The organism is Brachybacterium sp. YJGR34 (assembly GCF_003347015.1).
Classification (GTDB): domain Bacteria; phylum Actinomycetota; class Actinomycetes; order Actinomycetales; family Dermabacteraceae; genus Brachybacterium.
Map to the genome: position 1 here is coordinate 322,124 of NZ_PNFB01000001.1, position 23,797 is coordinate 345,920.

General features: G+C 74.6%; 21 protein-coding genes and 1 tRNA gene. 9 read left to right on the forward strand and 13 right to left on the reverse strand.

The features are described 5' to 3' along the window. Positions 1-2: 2 nt before the first annotated feature. Both CXH06_RS01375 and CXH06_RS01380 read right to left on the reverse strand, forming a co-directional pair. A complete protein-coding gene (locus CXH06_RS01375) occupies positions 3-2,114 on the reverse strand; it encodes a S9 family peptidase (RefSeq protein ID WP_114853349.1) in 2,112 nt (703 codons plus the stop codon). Further along, the gene (locus CXH06_RS01380; RefSeq protein ID WP_114853350.1) at positions 2,111-4,240 is read right to left on the reverse strand and encodes a prolyl oligopeptidase family serine peptidase; all 2,130 of its coding nucleotides are present in this window, start codon (positions 4,238-4,240) and stop codon (positions 2,111-2,113) included. Before CXH06_RS01380 ends, CXH06_RS01375 begins: the two co-directional genes overlap by 4 nt. Before the next feature lie 376 nt (positions 4,241-4,616). Here CXH06_RS01380 and CXH06_RS01385 point away from each other — a divergent pair, with 376 nt between their 5' ends. The 3 genes from CXH06_RS01385 (at position 4,617) to CXH06_RS01395 (ending at position 6,650) form a co-directional block, all read left to right on the forward strand. Further along, on the forward strand, positions 4,617-5,552 hold the full coding sequence (locus tag CXH06_RS01385) for a DNA-binding transcriptional regulator (RefSeq protein WP_114853351.1): 936 nt from the start codon (positions 4,617-4,619) through the stop codon (positions 5,550-5,552). A gap of 85 nt (positions 5,553-5,637) precedes the next feature. Then, complete coding sequence (locus CXH06_RS01390; RefSeq protein ID WP_114853352.1) at positions 5,638-6,498, forward strand: universal stress protein; 861 nt, start codon at positions 5,638-5,640, stop codon at positions 6,496-6,498. A 64-nt stretch (positions 6,499-6,562) separates the two neighbouring features. Beyond that, positions 6,563-6,650, forward strand: a tRNA-Ser gene (locus CXH06_RS01395). 84 nt (positions 6,651-6,734) lie between these two features. Here the strand turns inward: CXH06_RS01395 and CXH06_RS01400 are convergent. Then, a complete protein-coding gene (locus CXH06_RS01400) occupies positions 6,735-7,016 on the reverse strand; it encodes an HPr family phosphocarrier protein (protein WP_114853353.1) in 282 nt (93 codons plus the stop codon). A 105-nt stretch (positions 7,017-7,121) separates the two neighbouring features. Beyond that, positions 7,122-7,985: a hypothetical protein gene (locus CXH06_RS01405; protein ID WP_114853354.1), complete on the reverse strand. Its 864-nt coding sequence runs from the start codon at positions 7,983-7,985 to the stop codon at positions 7,122-7,124. A 49-nt stretch (positions 7,986-8,034) separates the two neighbouring features. On the opposite strand from CXH06_RS01405, the gene CXH06_RS01410 reads away from it, so the two are divergent. Then, positions 8,035-8,706, forward strand: coding sequence for a TetR/AcrR family transcriptional regulator (locus tag CXH06_RS01410; RefSeq protein WP_232820141.1), 672 nt, complete (start codon positions 8,035-8,037; stop codon positions 8,704-8,706). A gap of 21 nt (positions 8,707-8,727) precedes the next feature. Here CXH06_RS01410 and CXH06_RS01415 read toward each other — a convergent pair whose 3' ends face one another. Together CXH06_RS01415 and dps are read right to left on the reverse strand one after the other, a co-directional pair. Continuing rightward, positions 8,728-10,086, reverse strand: a complete 1,359-nt coding sequence (locus tag CXH06_RS01415; RefSeq protein ID WP_114853356.1) for a M20/M25/M40 family metallo-hydrolase — start codon at positions 10,084-10,086, stop codon at positions 8,728-8,730. Between the two features lie 58 nt (positions 10,087-10,144). Continuing rightward, positions 10,145-10,636 carry a DNA starvation/stationary phase protection protein Dps gene (gene dps / locus CXH06_RS01420; protein ID WP_114853357.1) on the reverse strand — a complete coding sequence of 164 codons (492 nt, stop codon included), beginning with the start codon at positions 10,634-10,636 and terminating at the stop codon, positions 10,145-10,147. A gap of 122 nt (positions 10,637-10,758) precedes the next feature. Between dps and CXH06_RS01425 the strand changes: the two genes are divergently transcribed. Further along, positions 10,759-11,658: a hypothetical protein gene (locus CXH06_RS01425; RefSeq protein ID WP_198683984.1), complete on the forward strand. Its 900-nt coding sequence runs from the start codon at positions 10,759-10,761 to the stop codon at positions 11,656-11,658. A 7-nt stretch (positions 11,659-11,665) separates the two neighbouring features. Here the strand turns inward: CXH06_RS01425 and CXH06_RS01430 are convergent, their stop codons facing one another. Both CXH06_RS01430 and CXH06_RS01435 read right to left on the reverse strand, forming a co-directional pair. Then, complete coding sequence (locus CXH06_RS01430; RefSeq protein ID WP_114853358.1) at positions 11,666-12,118, reverse strand: SufE family protein; 453 nt, start codon at positions 12,116-12,118, stop codon at positions 11,666-11,668. Continuing rightward, entirely contained in the window at positions 12,115-13,020 is a 906-nt protein-coding gene (locus CXH06_RS01435; protein WP_114853359.1) for a sulfurtransferase, read from the reverse strand. The genes CXH06_RS01430 and CXH06_RS01435 overlap by 4 nt, the downstream gene beginning before the upstream one ends. Before the next feature lie 320 nt (positions 13,021-13,340). On the opposite strand from CXH06_RS01435, the gene CXH06_RS01440 reads away from it, so the two are divergent. Then, positions 13,341-13,763 (forward strand): VOC family protein, encoded by a 423-nt coding sequence (locus CXH06_RS01440; protein ID WP_114853360.1) that lies wholly within the window; start codon positions 13,341-13,343, stop codon positions 13,761-13,763. A 189-nt stretch (positions 13,764-13,952) separates the two neighbouring features. Next, positions 13,953-15,257, forward strand: a complete 1,305-nt coding sequence (locus tag CXH06_RS01445; RefSeq protein WP_114853361.1) for an alkaline phosphatase family protein — start codon at positions 13,953-13,955, stop codon at positions 15,255-15,257. Between the two features lie 12 nt (positions 15,258-15,269). On the opposite strand, the gene CXH06_RS01450 is transcribed toward CXH06_RS01445, so the two are convergent. Next, positions 15,270-16,589, reverse strand: coding sequence for an FAD-binding oxidoreductase (locus tag CXH06_RS01450; RefSeq protein ID WP_114853362.1), 1,320 nt, complete (start codon positions 16,587-16,589; stop codon positions 15,270-15,272). A 102-nt stretch (positions 16,590-16,691) separates the two neighbouring features. Here CXH06_RS01450 and CXH06_RS01455 point away from each other — a divergent pair, with 102 nt between their 5' ends. After that, positions 16,692-17,615 carry a sigma-70 family RNA polymerase sigma factor gene (locus CXH06_RS01455; RefSeq protein WP_114853363.1) on the forward strand — a complete coding sequence of 308 codons (924 nt, stop codon included), beginning with the start codon at positions 16,692-16,694 and terminating at the stop codon, positions 17,613-17,615. Here CXH06_RS01455 and CXH06_RS01460 read toward each other — a convergent pair. Genes CXH06_RS01460 through CXH06_RS01470 form a run of 3 tightly spaced genes read right to left on the reverse strand, consistent with a single transcriptional unit; the run spans position 17,603 to position 20,387 of the window. Next, entirely contained in the window at positions 17,603-18,592 is a 990-nt protein-coding gene (locus CXH06_RS01460; RefSeq protein ID WP_114853364.1) for an asparaginase, read from the reverse strand. The genes CXH06_RS01455 and CXH06_RS01460 overlap by 13 nt on opposite strands. Then, positions 18,589-19,227, reverse strand: coding sequence for an SRPBCC domain-containing protein (locus tag CXH06_RS01465; RefSeq protein WP_114853365.1), 639 nt, complete (start codon positions 19,225-19,227; stop codon positions 18,589-18,591). The genes CXH06_RS01460 and CXH06_RS01465 overlap by 4 nt, the downstream gene beginning before the upstream one ends. After that, entirely contained in the window at positions 19,224-20,387 is a 1,164-nt protein-coding gene (locus CXH06_RS01470; protein WP_114853366.1) for a methyltransferase domain-containing protein, read from the reverse strand. The genes CXH06_RS01465 and CXH06_RS01470 overlap by 4 nt, the downstream gene beginning before the upstream one ends. Positions 20,388-20,481: 94 nt before the next feature. Between CXH06_RS01470 and CXH06_RS01475 the strand changes: the two genes are divergently transcribed. Beyond that, positions 20,482-21,144, forward strand: a complete 663-nt coding sequence (locus CXH06_RS01475; RefSeq protein WP_114853367.1) for a GPP34 family phosphoprotein — start codon at positions 20,482-20,484, stop codon at positions 21,142-21,144. A gap of 3 nt (positions 21,145-21,147) precedes the next feature. On the opposite strand, the gene hrpB is transcribed toward CXH06_RS01475, so the two are convergent. After that, complete coding sequence (gene hrpB / locus CXH06_RS01480) at positions 21,148-23,715, reverse strand: ATP-dependent helicase HrpB (RefSeq protein WP_114853368.1); 2,568 nt, start codon at positions 23,713-23,715, stop codon at positions 21,148-21,150. Positions 23,716-23,797: the final 82 nt, after the last annotated feature.

Here is a 23,797-nt window from a genome sequence, read left to right on the forward strand (position 1 = left end):
GCTCAGATCCGCTCGGTCGCCCCCAGCTGGTCCAGCAGCCAGGCGAGCTCGTCGGCCCGCTGCTCCCACTTGCGGTAGCGGCCCGAGCGGCCGCCGTGGCCGGCCACCATCTCGCAGCGGAACAGGATCGGACGCTCGGCCTGGTCGGAGGCGACCTGCTCCCGCAGCCGCGCGATCCACTTCGCCGGCTCGACGAAGAACACGCGGGTGTCGTTCAACGAGGTCGAGGCGAAGATCGCGGGGTACTCCACGGAACGCACGTTCTCGTAGGGCGAGTACTCCTTCATGTACGCGTAGACCGCGGGGTCGTGCAGCGGATCGCCCCACTCCTCCCACTCGCCGACGGTCAGCGGCAGCGAGGGGTCCAGGATCGTGGTCAGCGCGTCGACGAAGGGCACCCCGGCGATGATCGCCCGGAAACGCTCCGGAGCGAGGTTCGCGACGCCGCCCATCAGCAGCCCGCCGGCGCTGCGGCCCTCGGCGGAGAGCCGGTCCGGGGCCACCTGGCCGGTGGTCACCAGGTGCTCCGCGGCGGCCACGAAGTCGCTGAAGGAGTTCTTCTTCTCCATCAGCCGGCCCTGCTCGTACCAGTCGCGGCCCATCTCTCCGCCGCCGCGCACGTGCGCGATCGCGACCACCACGCCGCGGTCCAGGAGCGAGAGGCGGGTGGGGACGAAGGAGGGATCGATCGAGATCTCGTAGGAGCCGTAGCCGTAGAGATAGCCGGGGGCGGTGCCGTCGGCGGCGACCTCGCGCCGGGCGACCACGCTGAGGGGGATCGCGGTGCCGTCTTCGGCGCGCGCCCACTCCCGCCGCTCCACGTACAGCGAGGGGTCGTAGTGCGGCACCGGCGTGACGCGGAGGACCTCCGTGGTGCCGGCGGCGACGTCGCGCTCGGCGACGGTGGGCGGTCTGAGCAGGCTGGTGAGCTGGTAGCGGACCGTGGTCTGGTCCCAGTTCGGATTGGTGTCCAGCTCGACGGTGTCGAGGTCACCGCCGTGGCCGAGGTCGTGGGCCTGCTCGAGCAGCAGCGAACCGTCGGCCCCGCGGGGGATGATCCGCACGCTCGCGAGCCCGCCGCTGCGCAGCTCGAGCGCCACGAAGTCCCGGAAGGCCTCCACGGCGAGCAGCCGTTCGCCCTCCCCGGCCACCAGCAGGTCCTCCCAGTCCTCGGGGGCGGACAGCGGCGCCTGGGCGAGCGCGAAGCCGGCGGCGCCGTCGTTGTGGACCACCAGCAGGCGGTCCCCGGCGTGCTCGAGCGCGTAGTCCACGCCGTCGCGCCGCCCGCCCGCGCCGACGGGGGCGGAGGTGGGATCGGTGAGGTCCAGCAGCCACGCCTCGGTGGTGCTCGTCGAGCCGGCCTGGATGATCAGGGCCCGACCGTCGCGGGAGCGGTCGATGCCGATCATGAAGCGCTCGTCGGCCTCTTCGAGGACCAGCTCGTCGCTCGCGGCGGGGGAGCCCAGGCGGTGCCGCCAGATCTGGTGCTGCCGCCAGGCCTCGTCCACCCGGGCGTAGAACAGCCACTGCCCGTCGGCGGAGAAGACCAGGCCGTAGCCGGTGCCGGTCACCGCCTCGTCGACGATCTCCCCGCTGGCCAGGTCCTTGACCCGGATCGTGAAGCGCTCGTCGCCCGCGGTGTCCACGGCGTAGGCGTACCGGGAATGGTCGGGGGACAGGGCGATGCCGCCCAGGGAGTAGAACTCGGAGCCGGCCGCCTCGGCCTGTGCGTCCAGCAGCACCTGCTCGCCCTCGAGCAGCACCCCGGGCTCCACCTCCGGGCGCCGCCCGGTGTCCGCGACGCGGGTGAAGCGGGGATAGTCGTCGCCCGCGGTGGTGCGCACGATGTACCACCAGCCGTCGCGGCGCACGGGCACGCTGAGGTCGGTCTCCTGGGTGTGGCCGACGAACTCCTCGACCAGTGCGGAGCGCAGCGTCCCGAGGTGCGCGGTGCGCGCGTCCGCGTAGGCGTTCTCCGACTCCAGGTGGGCGATCACGGCGGGGTCGGTCTTGTCGCGCAGCCACTCGAAGGGATCCTGGACGATGTCGCCGTGGAACCTCCGCTCGACAGGGCGGCGATCGGGGACGGGGGCGGTGGGAAGGGCGCTGGTCATCCCCCGAGACTAGCGGCGCCCACCTGGTCGAGGAGCCAGACCACGCCCTCGAGGCGCGGATCGTCGGGCCCGCCCAGGGTCGGTGTGCAGCGCAGCAGGATCGGACGCTCGGCGGGGTCGGAGGTGGCGCGTTCGCGCAGTGTCGCGACCCAGATCGCGGCGCAGGCGGCAGGGACGTCGGTGCCCCGGTGGGCGGTCCAGGCGTAGACCGCCGGGTAGGGCGCCGCACGGACGTTCTCCGCCGGGCTCAGAGCCTTCAGGCTCCGGTAGGCCGCCTCGTCTCCGGCCGGATCGCCCCACTCCGCCCACTCGTCAAGAGTGCGCAGGACCTCCGGGTCCAGCATGGTCTCCAGCAGGTCGGTCAGCGGGGTGCCGGCCAGGACCGCCCGGAACCGCTCGGGGACGCGGTTCGCGGCCGCGCCGACGAGGAGGCCGCCGGCCCCGGACCCGACGCTCCCGAGGCGGTCCGCGTCCACCCAGCCACCGGCGACCAGGTGATCGGCGCAGGCCACGAAGTCGTCGACGGAGCTGCTCTTGGCGTGCAGCCGTCCCTGCTCGTGCCAGCTCGGCCCCATCTCGCCGCCGCCGCGCACGTGGGCGATCGCGACCACCACCCCGCGCTCGGCCACGGCCAGGGTCTCGGGGGCGAACAGGGGATCGGTCGCGGCGCCGTAGGCGCCGTCCCCGTACAGGAGGCCCGGGGCGGTGCCGTCGAGCGGCACGTCGCGCCGCTTCAGGAGCGAGATCGGCACCTGTGTGCCGTCGGCCGAATCCGCCCACAGTCGGAGCTCCTGGAACTGCTCCAGGTCGATTCCCTCGACGCTGGGATGCGCGAGCACAGCGGAGGCGCCGGTGGTCACCGCGACGTCGATGATCGCGGTGGGGCTGAGGAAGCGGTCCAGGCGGCAGCGGACCGCGGTCTGGGACCAGTCCGGGTTCGCGTCCAGGTGCACTGCGGTCAGCTCTCCCTCGCTCGCCACCCCGTGCATGCCCAGGAGATCCAGCGAGCCGTCCGGCCGGCGCGGGATCAGCTGCACGGCCTGGAGGGCGCCGATCCGCACCTGGAGGGCGACGAAGGAGGCGAAGGCCTCGACGGACTCGAACACCTCACCGGCCCCGGCGGTCAGCAGCTCCGCCTCTTCCCCCGGCGCGCCGCCGGGGTGCAGGGGCCGCTCCGACAGCACGCTGCGCCCGTCCCGATCGCGGCGGAGCACCAGCAGACGGTCGCCTGCGTGCTCCACGAGGGGATGCTGGCCGGGATGGTGCCCGGTCACCGAGCGCGGGGTCCCGTCGCAGCTCGAGAGATCCAGGGTCCACACCTCGCTGGCGATCGGCGAGATCGAGCGGATCAGCAGAGCGGCACCGCAGCGCGGGCGTGTCAGGTCCAGGTCCGCCCAATGATCGCTCTCCTCGAACAGCAGCACGTCCTCGTCGACGGGGGCGCCGAGGGCGTGGCGCCGCACCTGGTGACGCCGCCCCAGATCGTCTAGCACGGTGTAGATCAGGCAGGCTGCGTCCAGGGAGAAGGCCAGATCGGGTCCGACCTCGTGCAGCGAGCGGTCCAGGACGGCGCCGGTGGCGATGTCGGTGACGATGATGGTGCAGCCCTCGGCGGCGGCCTCCGCGCGGGCGAGCAGGCGGTGATCGGCCGAGAGGGCGATGCCGACCACGTCCCGCTGGTCGTCGAGGAGGACCTGCTCGCCCGCGAGCGGCTCCTCCCCGTCGAGGACGGGGATTCCGTCGGGTCCTAGCAGGTCCTCACGGTGCGGGACCCGGGTCAGCGACCCCGTGCCGTCCACACCGGCCCGATCGAGGTACCACCACGCCCCGGCGCGCACCGGGAGGGTCGGCGCGGGGTCGCTCGGCAGCTGCGCGATCCGGGCTGCGAGGGCCGCGGCCGCCGGAGCCAGATGCGCGGTGGCGCCGTCCGTGAAGGCGTTCTCCGCCGCGAAGTGCGCCGCGACCTCGGGAGACCGCAGATCGCGCAGCCAGCGGTAGCGGGCGACGACGGTGTCGCCGTGCAGCGTCCGCTCGATCGGCCGGGGCATCGCCGCGGGAGCTGCTGGATGTGCGGCGCCCCCGTGCTCCGCGAGGGATCCGCTGAGGGAGACGGTGTGTTGAGTCATGGGGACGGCTTTCTTCTCGTGGCAGTCGACGGTTCCGCGCAGGCAGGGCGCGGGCCGGCCGGAGGAACCAGGCGGCGGTGCAGGGGTCGAGGAACGGTGGGGTCGAGGAGAGGCGAAGCGGTGTCCAGGTCACGATGGGCTTACGGATCGACGACGGAGCGCGGACGGGCGATGCAGGTGACACGATGGCGGGCACGGCCCCGTGCTCGACATCGCTGTCGGACCACGAGGGCCGGCGCTGGGCCGAGGCTACGCCCGAGTATTCAGACGATCGACCTAAAGGGTGAACGGTCGGGGCTCCGGCCCCGGGAGCGGCGGCGATCCGTACGCTGTACTGCAGGGACGTGGCGCCGTGGGTGCCGGCGGAAGGAGGGCGATGGCCGACGAGGGGCTCTTCGCGCCGGAGCTGCGCGCCGCCATCGAGCGCAGCGGACTGTCCCTCACCGCGATCTCCCAGCGGCTGCGGGCCCGCCGCCGCCCGGTCAGCGTCGGCACCCTGAGCAACTGGCAGTCGGGCCGCAGCATGCCCGGCGGGGAGCAGTCGCTCGGCGTGGTCGCGGCGCTCGAGGACCTGCTGGGCCGGCCGCCCGATTCGCTCGCCGACCTCGTGGGAGCGCCGCGGCTGCGGGGCCGGTCGATGCGTCCCACGTCCTTCGTGGGCCGGCGCAGCAGCAAGGAGGTGTTCCGCGATGCGCTCGACGCCCTGGGCTTCGAAGCGCCCGAGCAGTACGCGCACGAGAGAGTCTTCCACCAGCTGGCGGTCATCGACTCCTCCACGACGGTCCAGCGCTTCGACTACCGGCTGACGGTGCGCGCCCTCGAGTCCGGGATCTGCCGCCTTCCCGCCGTGCACGTCCTCGAGCCCACCGAGCCCAATGTGGCCCCGTCCTACATCCCGCTGGAGGGCTGTTCGGTGGGGCGGAGGGTGGTGTGGCCGGAGCGGCGCGCCTACGGCGTGGAGCTGAGGATCGACGGATGGCTCGACGCGGGACAGGTCGCGGTCTTCGCCTACCGGGTGGAGATGCATGCGGCGGCCTCGGAGGTGACCGGGTCGCTCTACAGCCTGCCCCGCCGCGCGAACGACGTCCTGCTCGAGGTCGAGTTCCGCGGCGGACGCCGCCCGGTGGACGTCGAGCGCTACCGGCGCACGGAGGCGGGGGAGATCGTCACGCCCGTGCGCCTCGATCAGCGCGACCGCGTGCAGCTCAGCGAGTCCCGTTTCGGCCCGGGGACCTTCGGCCTGCGCTGGGACTGGGGCGAGGAGGACGAGGACGACGACGCGGAGCTGGGAGAGCCCCTCGGCGGGTGGTGAGACGCGGTGCCCCCTGCCCTCGTCAGGGCCGACCCGACCGCGTATCCTCGAAGGACGCAGCAGGGTCGCACGGGAGGTGTGGGCCATGGACATCGCCGGAGGGGACATCGTCGTCGGCTACGACGACACGACGGCCTCGATCGCGGCCGTGCGCTGGGCCGCCGAGCTCGCCCGCTGCACCGGGTCCGAGCTGCACCTCGTCCATGCCTGGAGCTGGCCCCTGCTGGGCCAGGGGGTGAGCGGGATCCCCGTCATCGACCCTGCCGGACCTCGCAATCAGGCCAGCCGGCTGCTCGATGATGCCGCGGAGGAGGTCGGCCGCCGCTTCCCCGACGTCGCCGTGACCACCGAGCTGCGTCCCGGACTGCCGCGCGACGTGCTCGAGGAGATCTCCGAGCGGACGGCGCTGCTGGTCGTGGGCACGCGTGGCCTGGGCGCCGTGCTCGGCACGCTGCTCGGCTCCGTCTCCCGCGGGATCCTCCACGACGCCGGCTGCCCCGTCGCCGTGATCCGCTCCGCCGAGCACCGGGCCGGTCCGGTGCTGGCCGGCTTCGACGGCTCCCCCTCGGCGCGTGAGGCGATCGACGTGGCCGCGGACCTCGCGGCCGCCTGGGACGTGCCGCTCCGGGTGGTGCACGTCCGCTCCGATGCGCACGCGCCCTACGGGACCGGCGCGGAGGCTTGGAGCGCGGGCAGCCGCTCGCGGGAGGTCCTCGACGAGGGCGTGGCACGGGCGCTCGCGCGGCACGAGGGGCTCGCCGTCCAGTCGCGCATGCTCGAGGCGCGCAGCGCCGTGGAGGGCCTGCTGGCGGCGGCGGTGGGCGCGAGGATGCTGGTGATCGGGCATCGCGGACTGAGCAGGGGGCGTTTCGGCTCCACCGCGCACGCGACGGTGCTGCACGCCACCGGGAACGTCACGGTGGTCCGGCGCGCCTCGCCGGAGTGACGTGACTCGCGTCGACGCCCGTCCGGTTTGGACCCCGACCGAGGCGGTGGGTAAGCTGTTCGGCGGTAGCGTGTCCGAGCGGCCGAAGGTGCATCACTCGAAATGATGTGTACGGTAACCCCGTACCGCGGGTTCAAATCCCGCCGCTACCGCTCTTGACCAGGGATGACGCCCAGGTCGCCGAAGGCCCCCGCCGATCGTGGCGGGGGCCTTCGCGCATCGGCGGTCGCCGAGGGTCAGCTCGTCTCGAACTCCTCGTCGAGGTTCTTCTCGAGCACCGCGGCGAGGGCGTCGAGCGCCTCGTCGGCAGCGTCCCCCTCGGCGCGGAGCGTGACCTCCTCGCCGTGGCCGACGTCCAGCGTGAGCAGCATGAGGATGCTCGACGCCTTCACGGGCGCGGCCTCCGCCGTCTCGATGGTGACGAGGACGGGCTGCTCGCTGGCGGCCTGGGAGAAGATCGCGGCCGGGCGGGCATGGAGCCCGCTGGTGCTCGCGACCGTCACGGTACGTGCTGGCATCTCGTACGCCTTTCTGGACCTGGGGGTCTCAGCGTAACCTCGTGCGGCCGACGGCGGGAATCCGGCCGCCGCGGGCGGGGGCGGCCCCTCCCGCGGCGACGCCGATCAGCGGAAACCGCCGACCACACCGGGGCTGTCATAGCCCGCCATGCCCGGGGGCATGGCCTGGAGGCTCGTGGGACCCAGCGCGCCGCGCCCGGCATCGGTCAGCGCGAACCAGGCGATCATGTCCGGGCCCGGTGTCCGCCCACCGATGGCCGTCCAGGTGGTGCCGATGTGCTCGACCACCGTCTCCAGCCCCAGGTCCCAGGGGGTGAAGCGGCCCTCCGCGACGAATCCCGCCTGCAGCTCACCGCGCGCCAGCATCCGGGCCAGCAGCGCCGGCCCCCGCCGTTCGAACTCGGCGTCCTCGAGCGCGCCGTCCTGGGCGAGCAGCGTCACCACGTGCCCCGGATGCAGACACTGGTCCCGGCCCAGCTCGAGCAGGCGCTGCTCGATCCGGCTGGGAGCGGAGCCGGCGTGCTCGGCCAGGGCCTCGGGGGTCGCGTGCCGCAGCGGGCCGGCGGGCTGATCGGAGACCTCGCCGTCGGCGGCGAGCTGCAGCATCGCGCCGCGGGGACCCGAGAGCACCCAGCGGGGGTCGGTGCTCAGCTGCAGCGGCCCCCGGGACGAGGCCAGCGTCAGCACGAGCCGGCCGTCCGCCTCCGCCGCGGCGGCGGTGATGCGCGCCGCCACCACGCGCTCGTCGCGCAGGCCGACGGCGTCGGCCCCGTCGGCCGCGGGCGGGGGACCGCCGGGCCGTCGGAGCTCCTGGATCCGCGAGTGCAGCACCCAGCCGCGCGCCGTCACGGTCCACGTGCCGCGGGAGGCGACCCGCGTGTGGACGACGGTCTGCCCGCGCAGGGCGGCGAGCATCGGATGGTCGCCGAGCGGTGGGCGCGCGGTCAGCCCGGTCAGGAACGAGCGCATGCCGCCATCCTGCCGCACGGCACGGAGGGCGCGTGGCTACGATGGCGCAATGTCTACGACGTCGCACCGTGCCCCGGACCCGCGCCCCGCGAGGACTCGGGCGGCGATCTTCGCCGCCGCCCGTGAGCTGAGCGCTTCCGACGGCGAGGTGACGGTCCACGCCCTCGCCCAGCGCGCGGGGGTGAGCCGGGCGGCGTTCTACACCCACTTCTCCGGCCTCGACGAGCTGGCCGGGGCGATGTTCCAGCGACTGTTCGACGCCGTGCACGTGCAGAGCCGGGAGGCGAACGAGCAGGGGCAGAGCACGCCGGAGATGATCCGCTTCGGCTTCGGGGCGATGGTCGCGTACGTCGAGCAGCACCACGCCTTCCTGCGCGGCGCCCAGGACTGGAAGTTCTCGCACCGCACCTACATGACCCTCGTGGACACCCTCACGGACCTCCATGCCCAGGCGCTGTCCGCGATCGGCGAGGCGATGCCCGCGCACCTGGACCGCCCGGCGGCCGCGCGCTGGATCACCGGCGGAGAGCTGGCCCTGATCGACCACTGGCTGAGGGAGACCGAGCAGGCCGCGCGCGACGGGCAGGCCCTGGACGCGACGCCGCTGCTGCGCTCGATGCTCGAGACCGCCCCGCCCTGGTACACGGGCCTGGACCCGGAGGATCCCTTGGACGTCGCGCAGCTGATGGAGGCCAGCCGGGCACTCAGGACCGACGGCTGACCGGTCGGTCGTCCCCGCCGTTCAGCAGCTGCCCACCAGGCGCAGCAGGACCCGGGCCCCGAAGCGGACCGCCTCGACGGGCACCCGCTCGTCCACCCCGTGGAAGAGCGGCGCGAAGTCGAGATCGGCGGGCAGCTGCAGCGGGGCGAAGCCGTAGCCGGAGATGCCCAGGCTGCTGAGGGGCTTGTTGTCGGTGCCGGCGCTGAGGCAGTAGGGGAGCACGCGGGCGCCCGGGTCCTCCGCCTCGATCGCCCCGGTCATGGCGTCGACCAGCGCCCCCTCGCGCGGGGAGTCCACCGAGACGCCGAGGTGGTCGACGATCACCTCGACCTGCTCGCCGCTGAGCTCGTCCAGCAGGGCGAGCAGCGCGTCCTGGTGGCCCGGGAGGAAGCGGCAGTCGAAGCCGGCCTCCGCGGTCTGGGGGATGACGTTGACCTTGTAGCCGCCGTCGAGCATGGTCAGGTTCGCGGAGTCGCGCAGGGTCCCGGCCACGAAGTGGCGGGCGCCGCCGGCGAGCGGCAGGAAGGACGCGATGTCCTCCTCGTCCCAGCCCTGCCCGGTGATCTCGGTGATGCCGTCGAACAGGGCGCGCACGCTGGCGATGTACTCGGTGGGGAAGTCGTGCTCGTCGATCGCGGTGATCGCGCGGGCCAGGCGCACGATGGCGTTCTCGTCGTTGGGCACTGAGCCGTGCCCGGCGCGGCCGGTGGCGCGCAGCCGGCCCCAGGCCAGGCCCTTCTCCGCGGTCTGGACGAGATAGGCGCGCACGTCCTCGCCGGTGTCCTTCTCCGGCAGCGTGATCGAGTAGCCGCCCACCTCGCTGATCGCCTCGGTGAACCCGTCGAAGACCTCCGGATGGTGCTCGACGATCCACTGGGCGCCCCACACGCTGCCGTTCTCCTCGTCGGCGAAGAAGCCGAACAGCAGGTCCCGCGGCGGGACCTGGCCGGTCCGGGCGAGATGCCGGGCGAGCGCCAGGATCATCCCCACCATGTCCTTCATGTCCACGGCGCCGCGCCCGTGGATCATCCCGTCGATGATCTCCGCGCCGAAGGGGTCCACGGACCAGTCCTCGGCGCGGGCGGGGACCACGTCGAGGTGGCCGTGGAGGATGAGGCCGCCGCGCTCGCGATCCGCCCCGGGGATCCGGGCCAGGACGCTGGGGCGGCCCGGGGCGGACTCGATCACCTGCGGCGAGAGGCCCACCTCCTGCAGCCGTGCCACCACGTACTGGGCCGCCTCCGTCTCCCCGCGGCCCCAGGTGGCGGGATCGTTGCCGCCGAAGTTCGTGGTGTCGATGCGGATCAGCTCGCGCGTGAAGCGCACCGCCTCGTCCTGCAGCAGGGCGAGCTCCTCGGCGGTGGGGGCGGCGACGGGCATGCGGGGTCCTCCTGGTGGGTCGGCGGCCCTCACCGTACCCCGGCCCCGGAGAGGCAGGTCAGGACGAGGAACCCTCGAGATGCGCGCGCATGAACCACTGGAACTTCTCGAGACCGCGGGTCTGCTCGATGAGGATGTCCTCGGTGAGCGGATCCAGCTCGCCGGCGAGGGTGATCGCCTTGCGGTTCGAGGCGATCACGCCGTCGTAGACCTGATCGAGGGCGCGCAGATGATCCTGGGTATCGGCCTTGCCCAGGTCGTAGTCCTGCCAGCCGCGCTCGGCGACGAGCCGACCGGGGGTGCCCACGGGCGAGCCGCCGAGCTGCGCGATCCGCTCGGCGAGGTCGTCGGCGTCGCCGCGGACCTCCTCGACCTGCGGGTCGAGCATCTCGTGGACCGCGATGAAGCGCGGGCCGGTGACGTTCCAATGAGCGTGCTTGAGGGTGAGCTGGAGGTCGTTCATCGCGTGCAGACGCTCCTGCAGCGCCTCGACGAGGCGGCGGGAGTCGTCGGCGCCGAGTCCGGGGATGGTGTAGGCGAGGTCGGCCATGTCTTCTCCTCCTGAGATCGGTCGTGCCCCGATGCTTGCACTTCTCCGTCCGGACCGGAAGGGTCCCGCGGCCCGCTCGTCCGTACGATGGAGGGGTCGCCCACCCCGCAGGAGGCAGGACCATGAAGCCGATCGCCACGCTCCGGGAGCAGATCGCGTCCGTTCCCGCTCTCGCCCGCCGCCGCTCGGCCGCGGCGACCGCTCGGTCGAGGGTGGTGTCCGACGCCCGCGCGGTCGCGCCGGAGATCCCGCGCGACGCCGATGCCGGTCACCTGCTGCGCGCCGCCCGGCGGCTCATGCGCCGCGCCGCGCAGGACGAGTTCGCCCGCGAGGGCATCGAGCAGGTGCGGCTGCCGGAGGACTCCGGGCGCACCGCGCTGCGCCGCGCGGACGTCCCCGGGGAGGCGAGCTTCCAGGCCTTCGTCGAGGACGTGCTGAGCGCCGTGGTGATCGCCCCCAGCACCCTGGAGCGGGACGACGCCGCGGATCTGCGCCGGGCGCGCAGCTCCTCGGACGCCTACGGTCTCTCGCCCGAGGTCGCCGCGGATCTGGCCTCCTTCCTGCTGGGGCGGGCCTACGCCCTGGACGCGCTCGATGCGCCGGAGGAGATCGAGGCGCTGGAGCAGAGCGCGGGGGACCTCGAGCGCTTCCTCGAGCAGCAGGCGGAGATCATCCGCGAGGACGTCCGCACGACGCTGGTGCGGCAGGTGCGGGTGCCCCTCGAGCTCCGGGCCGCCCGCGAGCGCCATGCGCGGATCGGCCGCGGGGAGTCGCCGGAGCCGGAGGGCGCCTCGCCCCAGGGCGGGCCGACGGACCGTGACGCCACCGAGGCGGACCGGGCGGGCTTCTCCCAGCGCGCCCAGGCCGCCTTCGACTTCGCCCAGTCCGAGGCCGGTCGGGCGGCCTTCAGCGTGCTGCGCTCCGGCGCGGGGAAGGCCTACGGGAAGTACGGCCACCGGGAGGGCGAGGGGCGGTCCGGCGGCTCGGGGTCCTCGGCCCCGCGCACCCCGCCGCCGTCCTGAGGACCGGTCAGAGCCCGGCCTTCGCCGCGAGCTGGCGCTTGATGCGCACGAGCATGCCGGCCATGCCGTTCAGGCGCAGCGGGCTGACCACCTCGGCGAGGCCCAGGGATCCCGTCACGGACTCCGGGGTCTCGAGCACCTCGCCGACGGTGCGGCCGTCGAGGGCCTCGGCGAGGATCGCGGCGAAGCCGCGGGTGGTCGGCGCCTCCTGCGGCGCGGAGAAGAACAGACGCGCCGTCGCCCCGCGGCCCTCGCCGTCCACCTCGGTGATCAGGAAGATCGGCGACTGGCACTCGGGCACCGGCTCGAGCAGCTCGGGGTGCTCCGCGTAGCGCTCCGGGAGCTCGGGCAGGGACTGGGAGAACTCCAGCAGCAGCTGGAGACGGTCCCGTCCCCCCAGGGCGTGGAAGTCCTCGGCGATCTCGGTGAACGCCGGAGGCAGTGCGGTCTCCTCGCTCATCGGGCGGGGACCTCGCCGGGCTCGGTGCCCACGGCGATCGGCAGGCGCACGCCGTTGCCCCACTCGGTCCAGGAGCCGTCGTAGTTGCGCACGTTCTCGAAGCCCAGCAGGTGGGTGAGCACGAACCAGGTGTGGGCGGAGCGCTCGCCGATGCGGCAGTACACGATGGTCGGCTCGGCGGCCTCGAAGCCGAGCTCCTCGCGGTAGATCGCCTCCAGCTCCGCACGGGAGCGGAAGCGGCCGTCCTCGGCGGCGGCGCGCGCCCAGGGGACGGAGCGGGCGGTGGGGATGTGCCCGCCGCGGATGGTTCCCTCCTGGGGGTAGTCCGGCATGTGGGTGCGCTCGCCGGAGTACTCCTGCGGGGAGCGCACGTCGATCAGAGGCCCGCCCAGGGTGGTCAGCACATCCTCGCGGAAGGCGCGCAGCGGGGCGTCCTCGCGGGCGATCACGGGGTATCCGCTGGTGGGGGTCGGGCGGCCCGCGTCCGCGGTGGTCATCGCGCGGCCCTCGGCCTGCCACGCGGCGCGGCCGCCGTCGAGCAGGCGCACATCGGCGTGGCCGAACAGCGCGAAGACCCACAGGGCGTAGGCGGCCCACCAGTTGGACTTGTCGCCGTAAAGCACCACGGTGGTCTCGGGCGTGATGCCGGAGGCGTCCATGAGGCGGGCGAAGCCCTCGCCGTCGACGTAGTCGCGGGTGACGGGATCGTTGAGGTCCAGGTGCCAGTCGATCTTCACCGCCCCGGGGATGTGGCCGGTCTCGTAGAGCAGCACGTCCTCGTCGGACTCGACGACGACCAGGCCGTCGGTGCCGAGGTGGTCCTCGAGCCACTGCGTGGTCACGAGCTTCTCGGGATGGGCGTACTCCTGCAGGGCAGGGCTCGGGTCAGCAGGAATGGTCATCGGTTCACCTCTCGACGGTCGGGGCGCGCGGCGTGCCCCTCCAGTCTGTCACCGCGGCGCGGCCGATGCCCGCCCGCTTCGCCCCGGGCGAAGCCGGAGTGGGTCGCGAGTCCGGGCTGGGCGAGGGCGTGTCGATGACGATCACTGTCGGAATATGGACAGGCGGGGCGTATAGGGGCCTGCCTGGCCGCATTCCGACAGTGATCGTGAAGGACGGGCGCCGAAGGCGCCGCGGGGTCCGCGCGCCGAGGCGTCGACGGCGCGAGGGACCGCACGGCGCGCCTCTTCCCTCTGTGACGCAGGACTCCTACCGTGGCCCCATGGACACCACGGAGCTGGACCCCGTCATCCCCACTCTCGATCTCATCGTCCTGGACTGCCCCGATGCCCTCGCTCTCGCGACCTTCTACGCGAAGCTGCTGACCTGGCGCGTGGAGGAGGGCAGCGACGCCGACTGGGCGCAGCTGGTCCCGCCGCGCGGCGGGCACACCCCCGAGAACCCCGAGGGCGAGGCCACCCTCGCCTTCCAGCGCATCGACGACTACCGGGCGCCCACCTGGCCCGCCGGCGCGCACCCGCAGCAGTTCCACCTCGACCTCGCCGTCTCGGACATCGACGGGGCGGAGCCCCGTGCCCTCGCCCTCGGCGCCGTGGTCCACGAGCACCAACCCTCCGCCTCGGGCAGCTTCCGGGTCTACCTCGACCCGGCCGGTCACCCCTTCTGCCTCTGCCGCGCCGCCTGATCGACGTGCTGGCGAGGGACGAGCCGGTAGGAGATCAGGCAGTGGACACCGCCTGAGAGGGCGCCGACCGGACGATGAACAGCACGCCGCGCGCTGTTCGTCGGTCGGTCATCCCCTCGTCCCCGGCTCGTGGCACGGGCTCCCTAGCGTGGGAGCGCTTCCACACCACGCCCACCCGAGGAGTCCTCCGTGACCGACGCCGCCGCGCGCCGCCGCCTGCTGGTGCTGTCCATCGACGCCATGAGCGTCGTGGACGTGCCCTTCGCCCGCACCCTGCCCCACTTCGCGCGGATCCTCTCCGGTGCCTGGGGCAGTGCGGAGGCGATCTACCCGACGGTGACCTACCCCAATCACACCGCGCAGACCACCGCGCGCACCGCCGCCGGCCACGGGATCTACGCGAACGAGAAGGTCAGCCCCGGGGTGCGGACGCCGGACTGGTTCTGGGACGCCCGGGACATCACCTGCCCCACGATCTTCGACCTCGCCCGTGAGGCGGGTCTGACCTCGGCGAGCGTCGGCTGGCCGGTGACCGGGTGGTCGCCGTCGATCGACATCGCGGTCCCCGAGATCTGGGACCGTGCCGGGCTCGAGCCCACCCGCGAGCGGCTGCGCGCGGCCTCGAGCCCGCGCGGCCGGGTGTACGCGGAGCGGCACGCGGGGGAGATCGGCTGGGACCGCAAGCACCGCTTCGGCCGCTTCAACACCGCCGTCGCGGCGGACATCCTGCGCACCGACGCGCCGGAGGTCATGTTCGTGCACATCGTGGACGTGGACTCCGCCCGCCACACCACCGGCCGCTTCACGCCCCAGGTGCGGGAGGCCTTCGAGCGGGTCGACGGCTGGATCGGGGAGATCCTCGCCGCCCTCGAGGAGGCCGGGACCGCGGAGGACACCAACGTCGCGATCGTCTCCGACCACGGGCACGTCGAGGTGGGGCGCTGCTTCCGCGCCAACCACGTCCTCGCCCAGGAGGGGCTGGTGCAGCTCGACGAGGCCGGCGAGGTCAGCTCCTTCGACGCCTGGGTGCACGGCTGCGGGCTCACCGGCCAGCTGCACCTGCACCCGGAGGCCGGGGAGGAGGTGCGGCAGCGGGTGCTGTCCCTGGTGGAGGAGTGGGTCGCCGATCCCGGGATCCCCGTCCAGGCCTTCCACCCGCTGGAGAGCATGCGCGAGGGCTACGGCTACTCCGGTCCCTTCCTCGGGGTGCTCGAGGGCACCAGCGGCACGAACTTCCAGAACACCTGGGAGGGGCGTGCGCTGTACGGCCGCTTCGATCCGGACTACACCTTCCTGCTCTCCCAGCACGGCCACCTGCCCGAGCAGGACATCCAGGCCGTGTTCGCGATGACCGGCCCGGACATCGAGCCCGGGGTGCGCATCACGCGCTGCACCGTCACCGACGAGGCCGCGACCTTCGCGCATCTGCTGGGGCTCGAGTTCCCGGAGGCGGACGGGACCCCGGTCACGCAGATCCTGCGCGCCGAGGTCTGACCCCGCCGGGGCTCAGCCGCTGATCGCGACGTTCCCCCGGACCCGGTCCGCCGGATCCCAGTGCTCCTTCAGCGCCCGCAGGCGCGCCACGGACCGGGGCGGCAGCGCGTCCTCGATCCGCTTGCTCGGGTCGAGGAAGACCAGGGGCGCACGCCCCGTGAGGGGGAGCGGCGCGACCAGCTCGGCCTGCCGGCGCACCACGGCCTCCTGTGCCTCCGGGGTGGGGGCCAGGCCGAAGGCGTAGAGCACGAAGGGCTCGAGCAGCGGGCCGTGCGGGCTGTCGCTCGGGTGGGCGAAGGCCCCGCCGAGATGCCGGATCTGCGCCGTGAGCAGCGGCGCGATCGGCGCGGCGAGCAGAGCTTCGAGCGCGGCGGCGTCGACTCCGCCGAGCAGCTCGGCGCGGGAGGCGCCGGGGGTCGGGTCGGTGGGCTCACCGGTGATGGTCCCCATCTCCGCGGTGCTCATCGGCGCGCGTGTGTCCGACAGCGGTGCCGGCAGGAGGTCGGCCGGGGCGAGCAGCTCCCGCGCCTCCGCCTCTTGCCCGAGGTACGCCGCGTCCAGCGCCACGAGCGGCGCGCCGCCGGGCGGGGTCAGCAGTGAGAACCAGGTGGTCAGCTGGTCGGGGGCGGCGGCGGTGATCTCCTCGAAGGCGGCGGCGACCTCGCGGGCGTGCTCGGCCGGCCACAGCATGCGCCCGCCCACCACGGCCGGGGCGGGATGGAGGCGCAGCTCGAGCGCGGTGAGCACCGCCAGATCGCCCCCGCCGCCGCGCAGCGCCCAGAGCAGCTCGGGATCGGAGTCCGGGTCCACGCGGCGCAGGGCGCCGTCGGCCGTGACCACCTCGGCGGCCAGCAGGCTGTCCGCCGCCCAGCCCAGCGCGCGGCCGAACCAGCTCAGCCCGCCGCCGAGCACCACCCCGGCGACGCTCACCACCGGCGAGCTCCCGGGCAGGCCGGTCAGGCCGTGCACGGCGGCGGCCCGCTGCAGCGCGCCGGAGAGGACCCCGGCGCCGATCCGGGCGACGCGGCGGTGCGGATCGATCGTGATCTCGTCCAGGCGGCCCGTGCGCAGCAGGATCGCTCCGGCGGCGCGACCGCTGGCCCCGTGCCCCGTGGGCTGGGCGGCGACCGGCACACGGTGCCGCGCCGCGAGAGTGAGGACGGCGCGGACGTCCTCGGCGTCCCTCGCCTCGACGACGGCGGGGACGTCCTGGGCGACGGCGAGGTTCCAGGGGCGGTGGACGACCGCGAAGCCCGGGTCGCCGGGAGCGTGGACGGGGCCGCGGACGGCGGTGCGCAGCTGGTCGACGAGGGAGTGCGGACGTAGGCTCATGACGGCTCCTCGGTGTGGATGCGGGGACGGGGCGGCTGCACCGTCCTGCCCCTCAGTCGTCCGCGGGCGCCCGGGTGTGACAGCGAGGACGGGGAGGATCCGATGACGGCCGACGGGCCCGACCACGGGAGCAGGCTCGAGGAGCTCGCCGCGCGCTTCGACGAGCACCGCCCCCGCCTGACCGCGATCGCTCAGCGCGCGCTCGGCTCACCCTGGGCGGCCGACGACGCCGTCCAGGAGACCTGGCTGCGTCTGCACCGTGCCGATGCCGCCGTGATCGGGAACCTCCAGGCGTGGCTGACCACGGTCGTCTCCCGGGTCTGCATCGACCTGATCCGCCAGCGGGAGCGCCGGCACGAGGACGCCCCGCTCGAGGAGGTCCCGGATCCCGAGGACGCCGCCGAGGGCCCCGACGACCAGGCGCTGCGGCACGAGGAGCTGGGACTCGCGCTGTCGGTGATGCTGGAGCGGCTGGGGCCCCGCGAGCGGCTCGCGCTGGTGCTGCACGACGTCTTCGCCCTGCCCTTCGACGAGATCGCGCCCATGCTCGAGCGCAGCCCCACGGCGACCCGGCAGCTCGCCTCCCGCGCGCGTTCTCGGCTGCGCACGGTCGACGTCGCGGCAGCCCGCGCGCAGCGGGAGGGAGCGATCGAGGCGTTCCTCGCCGCCTCCCGCGAGGGCGACTTCGGCGCCCTGCTGCAGCTGCTGGACCCCGAGATCGAGGTGCGCGGCGACGAGGCCGCGCTGGCGCTCACCGCCGCCGGGGCCGAGCACGGCGCACCGCTGATCGAGGATCGGATGCGCGGACGCGACGCCGTGGCCCGGGCCTTCGCCGGACGGGCGGCGCTCGCGGCGCCGATGCGGCTGCGGGACGGGGTGCCCGTGGCCGCCTACGTCCCCGGTGGTGCGGTCCGTGCCGTGTACCTGCCCCGGTGGCGGGACGGGCTGCTCACGGGACTCGACGTGCTCGCCGATCCCGCGCACCTCGCCCCGCTGCTCGCGGAGCCCGCGGCTCAGGAGGCGTAGTCCGCGAAGGCCGCGCGGATCCGCTCCCTTCCCGCGCCGTCGGCGAGCAGGGCCTGCAGCAGCAGGCGCGACTTGGCCGGCGGCAGCAGCCCGGCCATGACGGCGCCGGACTCCAGCAGGTCCACCTCGCTGCCCGGATAGGCGTAGTGGTGGGTGGAGGTGCCGCCGGAGGGGATGCGGGTCGCGACCACCACGGGGGTGCCCTCGTCGATCAGCCGGCGCAGGCGCGGCATCGCGGCGGGGGAGACGTGCCCCATCCCCACCCCGGCGACGACCAGGCCGATGCGCTCACCCGGCGGCAGGTGGTCCAGCAGCGAGAGGTCCTCGTCCATCCCGGCGGTGAGCAGCGGCACCCGGGGGAGCGCGGCCGCCGGGGCACCCGGCAGCGGGGCGGGACGGGGGAGCGGCCGGTGCAGCAGGCGGAGGTCCTGCGCCTCGACGATCGCGAGCGGGCCCGACGGCGCGGAGGCGAAGGCCGCGACGGACCGTGAGGAGACCTTCGCGACCTCGCCGGCGCGGTGCGCGTGGCCGTCGAGGACGACGAGCACCCCCAGCCCTCGGGCCGAGGGCGCACGCGCCGTGCGGACCGCGTCGCGGAGGTTCGCCGGACCGTCGGCCCCGAGCTCGCTCGCCGGGCGCATCGCGCCGGTGACCACGAGCGGCTCCTCCCGGTCCCAGTAGCGGTCCAGCAGGAAGGCGGACTCCTCGAGGGTGTCGGTGCCATGGGTGAGGACCACGCCGGGAGCGCCCTCGTCGACCGCGCGGCGGGCGGCCTCGAGCGCGTCGCGCAGGTGGTGGGGGCGGATGTCGGAGGAAGAGGTGTTCGCGAGCGCGCGGGACGCGATCGGCGTACCCCCGAGGGCCGCGGCGAGCAGGCGGGCGCCGGCGTCGTCGTCGGGAGCCGCCCGCTGTCCCGCGGCGTCCTGGGTCATGAAGATCGTGCCGCCCAGCGACAGCACGGTGACGACGCCGCTCACGACAGGTCGGGCTCCTCGCCGAGGTAGAACGCGGCGGTCCGCACCGAGGCCTTGCGGGCGGGCTTGCGGTCCGCACCGGAGGCGACGTGCGCCGTGCACCAGGCATCGGCCGTGGCGCGGGTGAACTCGGCGCCCTCGGGGGAGATGGCGAAGGGGCCGAGCTGCGCGAGGACGTCGGCCGACGGGTCCTCGAGATGGAGGGCGAGGCCGTAGAGCGCGGCGTCCCAGCCGCAGCCCGTCGCCGCCGGGCCGAAGGCCGCCCAGTGGGCGTCCGCGGGCACCTCGTGGCGGAGGGTGAGGCGCGTGGCGCCGGTCTCCTCGGCGGGCTCGAGCAGCAGCTCCATCACACTCCGGGAGCCGGCGGATTCCCAGGTCAGCTGCAGGCGCCGGGCGTCCTCGAGCGCGGTCACGGTGCCGGTGGTCTCCATGTCCGGCAGCTCGTAGCGGCCGCCCTCGGCCAGCTCGCCGCTCGCGCGGCCGAACCAGCGGGCCAGGCGGTCCGCCGTGGTGAGGGCCGCCCACAGCTCCGCGGCGGGGACCGGGAAGATCTGGGAGAGGACGACGGCGTTCCCGGGCCGCGCCGGGGACACCGTGCGCGTGACGTCGGACAGCTGGGAGGTGGGGGAGGCGCTCATGGGGCCTCACGGTACAGGCGCACGATGACCTCGGCGTGCTCGGTGTGGGGGAACATGTCCACGTACCTCCCCGCCGTGACACGGAGCGAGGGCATGGCCGCGAGATCGGCGGCGAGCGTGGCCGGATTGCAGCTCGAATAGACCACGTGCGGCACGCCCGAGCGCTCGATCCAGGAGGCCAGTCGCTCGCCGAGGCCGCGGCGCGGCGGGTTCACGATCACCAGGTCCGGAGGGCCGTCGGGGCCGCCGGCCTCCTCGATCGCCCAGGTGGTCGCATCGCCGACGAGGAATCGGGCTCCGTCGATCCCTGCGGCGTCCGCGGCCTCGCGGGCACCCTCGATGGCCTGCGCGGACACCTCCACGCCGGTGAGCCGGGCGGCGGGCAGCGCGCGGGCGGTGTGCAGGGCGAAGCCGCCCAGGCCGCAGTACAGGTCCCACACCCGCGGTGACCCGAGGCCCTCCACGGCCGCCGCGGCCCAGGCGGCTCCCTGCCGGTACAGCTGAGCGGCGACCTCGGTGTGGGTCTGGAGGAAGGACTGCGGCCGGGAGCGCAGGGTCACGTCCCCGGTGCGCACCGGGAGGACGTCGGTGCCGGCCAGCGGGATCTCGCGCTCGCCCTCGACGGCGGTGGTGTGCGCGGGGTGGATGTTCGCGCTGACGCCCACCACCGACGGGTGCGCGTCCAGCAGGCGCGGCAGGTGCTCGCGGATCCTCTCCAGCGCGCTCTCGCTGCGCAACACCAGGCGCAGCAGATGCTGCCCCTCCGGGGAGGTGGTGACCAGCACGTTCTTGATCTCTCCGCGGCGGCGGCCCACATCGTAGGGCGGCACCTGGGCGCGGCGGATCAGCTCCCGGACGCCGCCCAGCACCTCCTCGACGCCCGCGGGGTACAGCGGGCAGTCGCAGAGGTCCGCGCCGGCTGCCTGGCCGGGCAGGGTGAGGACGGGGGACTGCGCGGTGCCGCCCACCGCCATCTTCCCGCGGGCGCGGAAGCCGGCCTCGGCACCGACGATCGGCCCGTCCCAGGACACGCCCGGTGCGAGGTGCGGATCCAGCAGGGCCTCGACGCGCTCGCGGCCCGCGGCGAGCTGCCGGGGGCGGGGGAGGTCCAGGAGGGTGCAGGAGCGGCACTCCCCGGCGTCGAAATGGTGGCAGCGCACCCCGGGAGTCTACGGCCGTGATCGACGAAGGTCGGACGGGGAGAGGGGACTTTCCGGGGTGCCGCGCAGGCGGCGAGCCGGGCAGACTTCCCCCATGGCCACCACGACGATCCCCGGAGAGCTGTTCCTGCTGCTGACCAACGATGCCGGCCGGCAGGACTCGACCCAGTTCCGCCGGCAGGCGCTCGCCGCCGCCGCGGTCACCGAGCTGACGCTGCGAGAGAAGGTGGAGCTGAGCACCGATCGCCGCCCCCGCGTACAGGTGCAGGACACCGCCTCGCTCGGCATCCCGGTGCTCGACCAGGCGCTCGGTGCGCTCACCGAGCTCGACGGCAAGCCCCTGACGTCCGTGATCTCCCATCGCTCGATGGATCTCACCGAGGTGATCGGCGAGAGCCTCGTGGCCGCGGGCGCCGTACAGCGTCGCGACGGCTGGTTCACCACCACCTGGCCCGCCCATGACGACACCCTCGAGCGGGCGCTGCGCTCCCGGGTCGCGCTCGCGGTCGCCGACCCTCGGGACGCGAGCCTGCAGGACGGGATCCTGATGGAGCTGCTGCGGGCGCTCGGCATCGCCCACCGCATCCTGCGCACCGATCTGCCCGGCCTCTCGCGCCGCGAGCTCGATCAGCGGATCCAGGCGCTGGAGATCGACCACCCCGCGGCGGCGGCCATGAAGCGGGTCGTGCAGGACATGACCGCGGCGATGATGGCGGCCGCCACGGCGGGCGGCGCCGCCGCCGCGGCCGGGGGCTGATCCTCAGCGCCGCGCGGCCCGCGTGGTCCGAGCCGTCGCCGGGGCGGTCCACGGATCCTCCGGCCAGGGATGCTTGGGGTAGCGCCCGCGCATCTCCTTGCGCACCTCCCGGTAGGGACCGTCCCAGAAGGAGCGCAGATCGTCGGTGACGGCGAGGGGCCGACGGGCCGGGGACAACAGGTGGAAGAGCACCGGCACCCGGCCACGGACCAGGCGCGGTGTCTCGGCCAGCCCGAACAGCTCCTGCAGCTTGACCGCGACCACCGGCCGTCCGTCCTCCGCATCCGGCGCGGGATAGGCGATGCGGGCGCTGCCGCCGGAGGGGACCGCGAGCCGCTCGGGCACCAGTGCGTCGAGCTCCGCGGCCTCGGGCCAGGGCAGCAGGTGCCGCAGACCGCCGGCGACGTCGATCCTCTCCAGGCGGGTGGTGCGCGCCGAGAGCTGCGGGGCGAGCCATGTCTCGAGCCCGTCCAGCAGGGAGACCTCGTCCATCGCCGGCCATGGCGCGCCGAGCTCGCGACGGACCAGGGCGAGGCGTGACCGCAGCTCCCGAGCTCCCTCGGTGGGGGAGAGCGCGTCCAGGCCGCGGTCGCGGACGTGGGCGAGGATCGCGGGCACCGTGTCCTGGGCGGTGGCGGCGACCGGCGTGGAGGACAGCTCGATCGCGCCGAGCGCGCGACGGCGCCGTGCCCGCACCGCCCCGCCCTCGAGCACGGCCGTGCGCTCCTCGACCAGCAGCCCCCCGCCCAGCAGCAGCGCGTCCTCCTCGGTGAGCGGGGCCGCGGTGCGCAGCACCGCCCCGGTGCCGTCGGCCGCACGGCCCTCCGCGCGCTGCACCTCCCAGACCGCGAGCCACTCCGCGCCCAGCAGGGAGCTGCCCTCGGGGAGCGCGGCGCGGGTGCCGGAGGCCAGGAGATAGGAGCGGGAGCCCGCTCCGGTGCGCCGCGCGATCCGCTCGGGGCGGGCGAGGGCGAGGACCGCACCGGCCTGCTCGGCGGGTCCGGGCGCGGCGACGGGGGCGGGGCGGGGACCGGCGGGCGCCTCCCGGGCGATCCGTGTCAGGCGTCGGCTCTCCCGCCGCCAGCGCTCGACGCCCGGGGCCCGGCCGGAGCGCAGCTCCTGCAGCAGACGGGGGAGATCGGCGCCGACGGCGCGATGGTCGTCGGAGATCGCGGCGACCACCTCGGCCGCGGCGCGGGCGGCCTCCGGGCCGGGCAGGCGCGCGGCGCCGTCCCGCAGCGCCCGTGCCTCCCGCACGCCGATCGGCAGGGCGGCGACCTCGGTGCCGGTCGCCGTGGGCCGCCCGCCCGAGTCCACCAGACCCATCGCGTGCAGCGTCCGCTCCGCCGCGGCGATCTCCGTGCGCGGCGGTGGCGTGAGCAGCGGCAGGCCCTCGCCGCGGGGCGTGCCCCAGCAGGCCAGCCACAGCGCGGCATCGGTGAGGTCCGCGGCGGTGATCTCCGGCGGGGACTGCGCGGGCATGCCCGCGAGGTCGGACTCGGCGTAGACGCGCACGGCCGCCCCGGGCCCCTGGCGGGCGGCGCGGCCGGCGCGCTGCTCGGCCGCGGCGCGCGAGGCGCTGAGCGTGACCAGGCCCGTCATGTCCCGGCCGCGGTCCCGCCGCACCTCCCGGGACAGTCCCGCATCGATCACGAGATGCACCCCCGGGACGGTCAGGGAGCTCTCGGCGAGCGCCGTCGAGACCACGATCCGCGCCCGCTCGCCGGGGCGTCGGCCGCCGGTGGCGCGGTCCTGCTCCGCTGCGGGCAGCCGCCCGTGCAGGGGCAGCACCTCGACCTCCTCGCCGACGAGGGAGCGCAGGCGCGCCACCGTCTCGTCGACCTCCCGGGCGCCGGGCACGAAGACGAGGGCGTCGGTGGCGTGCTCGCGCTGGGCACGGGCGGCGGTGCGGGCGAGGTGGTCGAGGTACTCGCGGGTCACCCCGCGCGCGTCGAGCCGCGGCGCGGGGGAGGGGGCGTGGGAGATGCTCAGCGGGTGCAGGGCGCTGGGGACCTCGACGATCGCCGCGCCGTCCAGCACACCGGCCACGGCATGCGCGTCGAGGGTCGCGGACATCGCCCCCACCAGCAGGTCCTCCCGCAGCTGCCGGGCCTCGGCGAGCATCCCCAGCAGCAGGTCCGTCTCCAGGGAGCGCTCGTGGACCTCGTCGAGCAGCACGGCGCCGACGCCCGGCAGGGACGGGTCCCGCAGCAGGCGCCGCAGCAGCACCCCCGGGGTGAGCATCTCCAGCCGCGTCGCGGACCCGACCTCCCGCTGCCCCCGCACCGTGAAGCCCACCGGCCCGCCCAGCGCGCTGCCGTCGAGCTGGGCGACGCGGCGCGCCGCCGCCCGCACGGCGACCCGCCGCGGCTGGGTGACGAGCGTGAGCCCTTCGGCGAGGTTCGCGACCAGCGGCGGGACCAGGGTGGTCTTGCCGGTGCCGGGCGGCGCGGTGATCACCATGGCGCCCGTCGCGGCCGCCGTCTCGAGCTCCGCGCGGGCGGCGGCGACGGGCAGGCCGGTGCCGAGAGCGGCGAGATCGAAGCGGTGCGGGGCAGGCGGGGCGGGCATCCTCCCATCATGCCGCGTGCCTCGGGCCCCGGATCGCCACCTGGTGTTCATGCCCGGATCCCCGGCTGTTCGCCGGTCGATG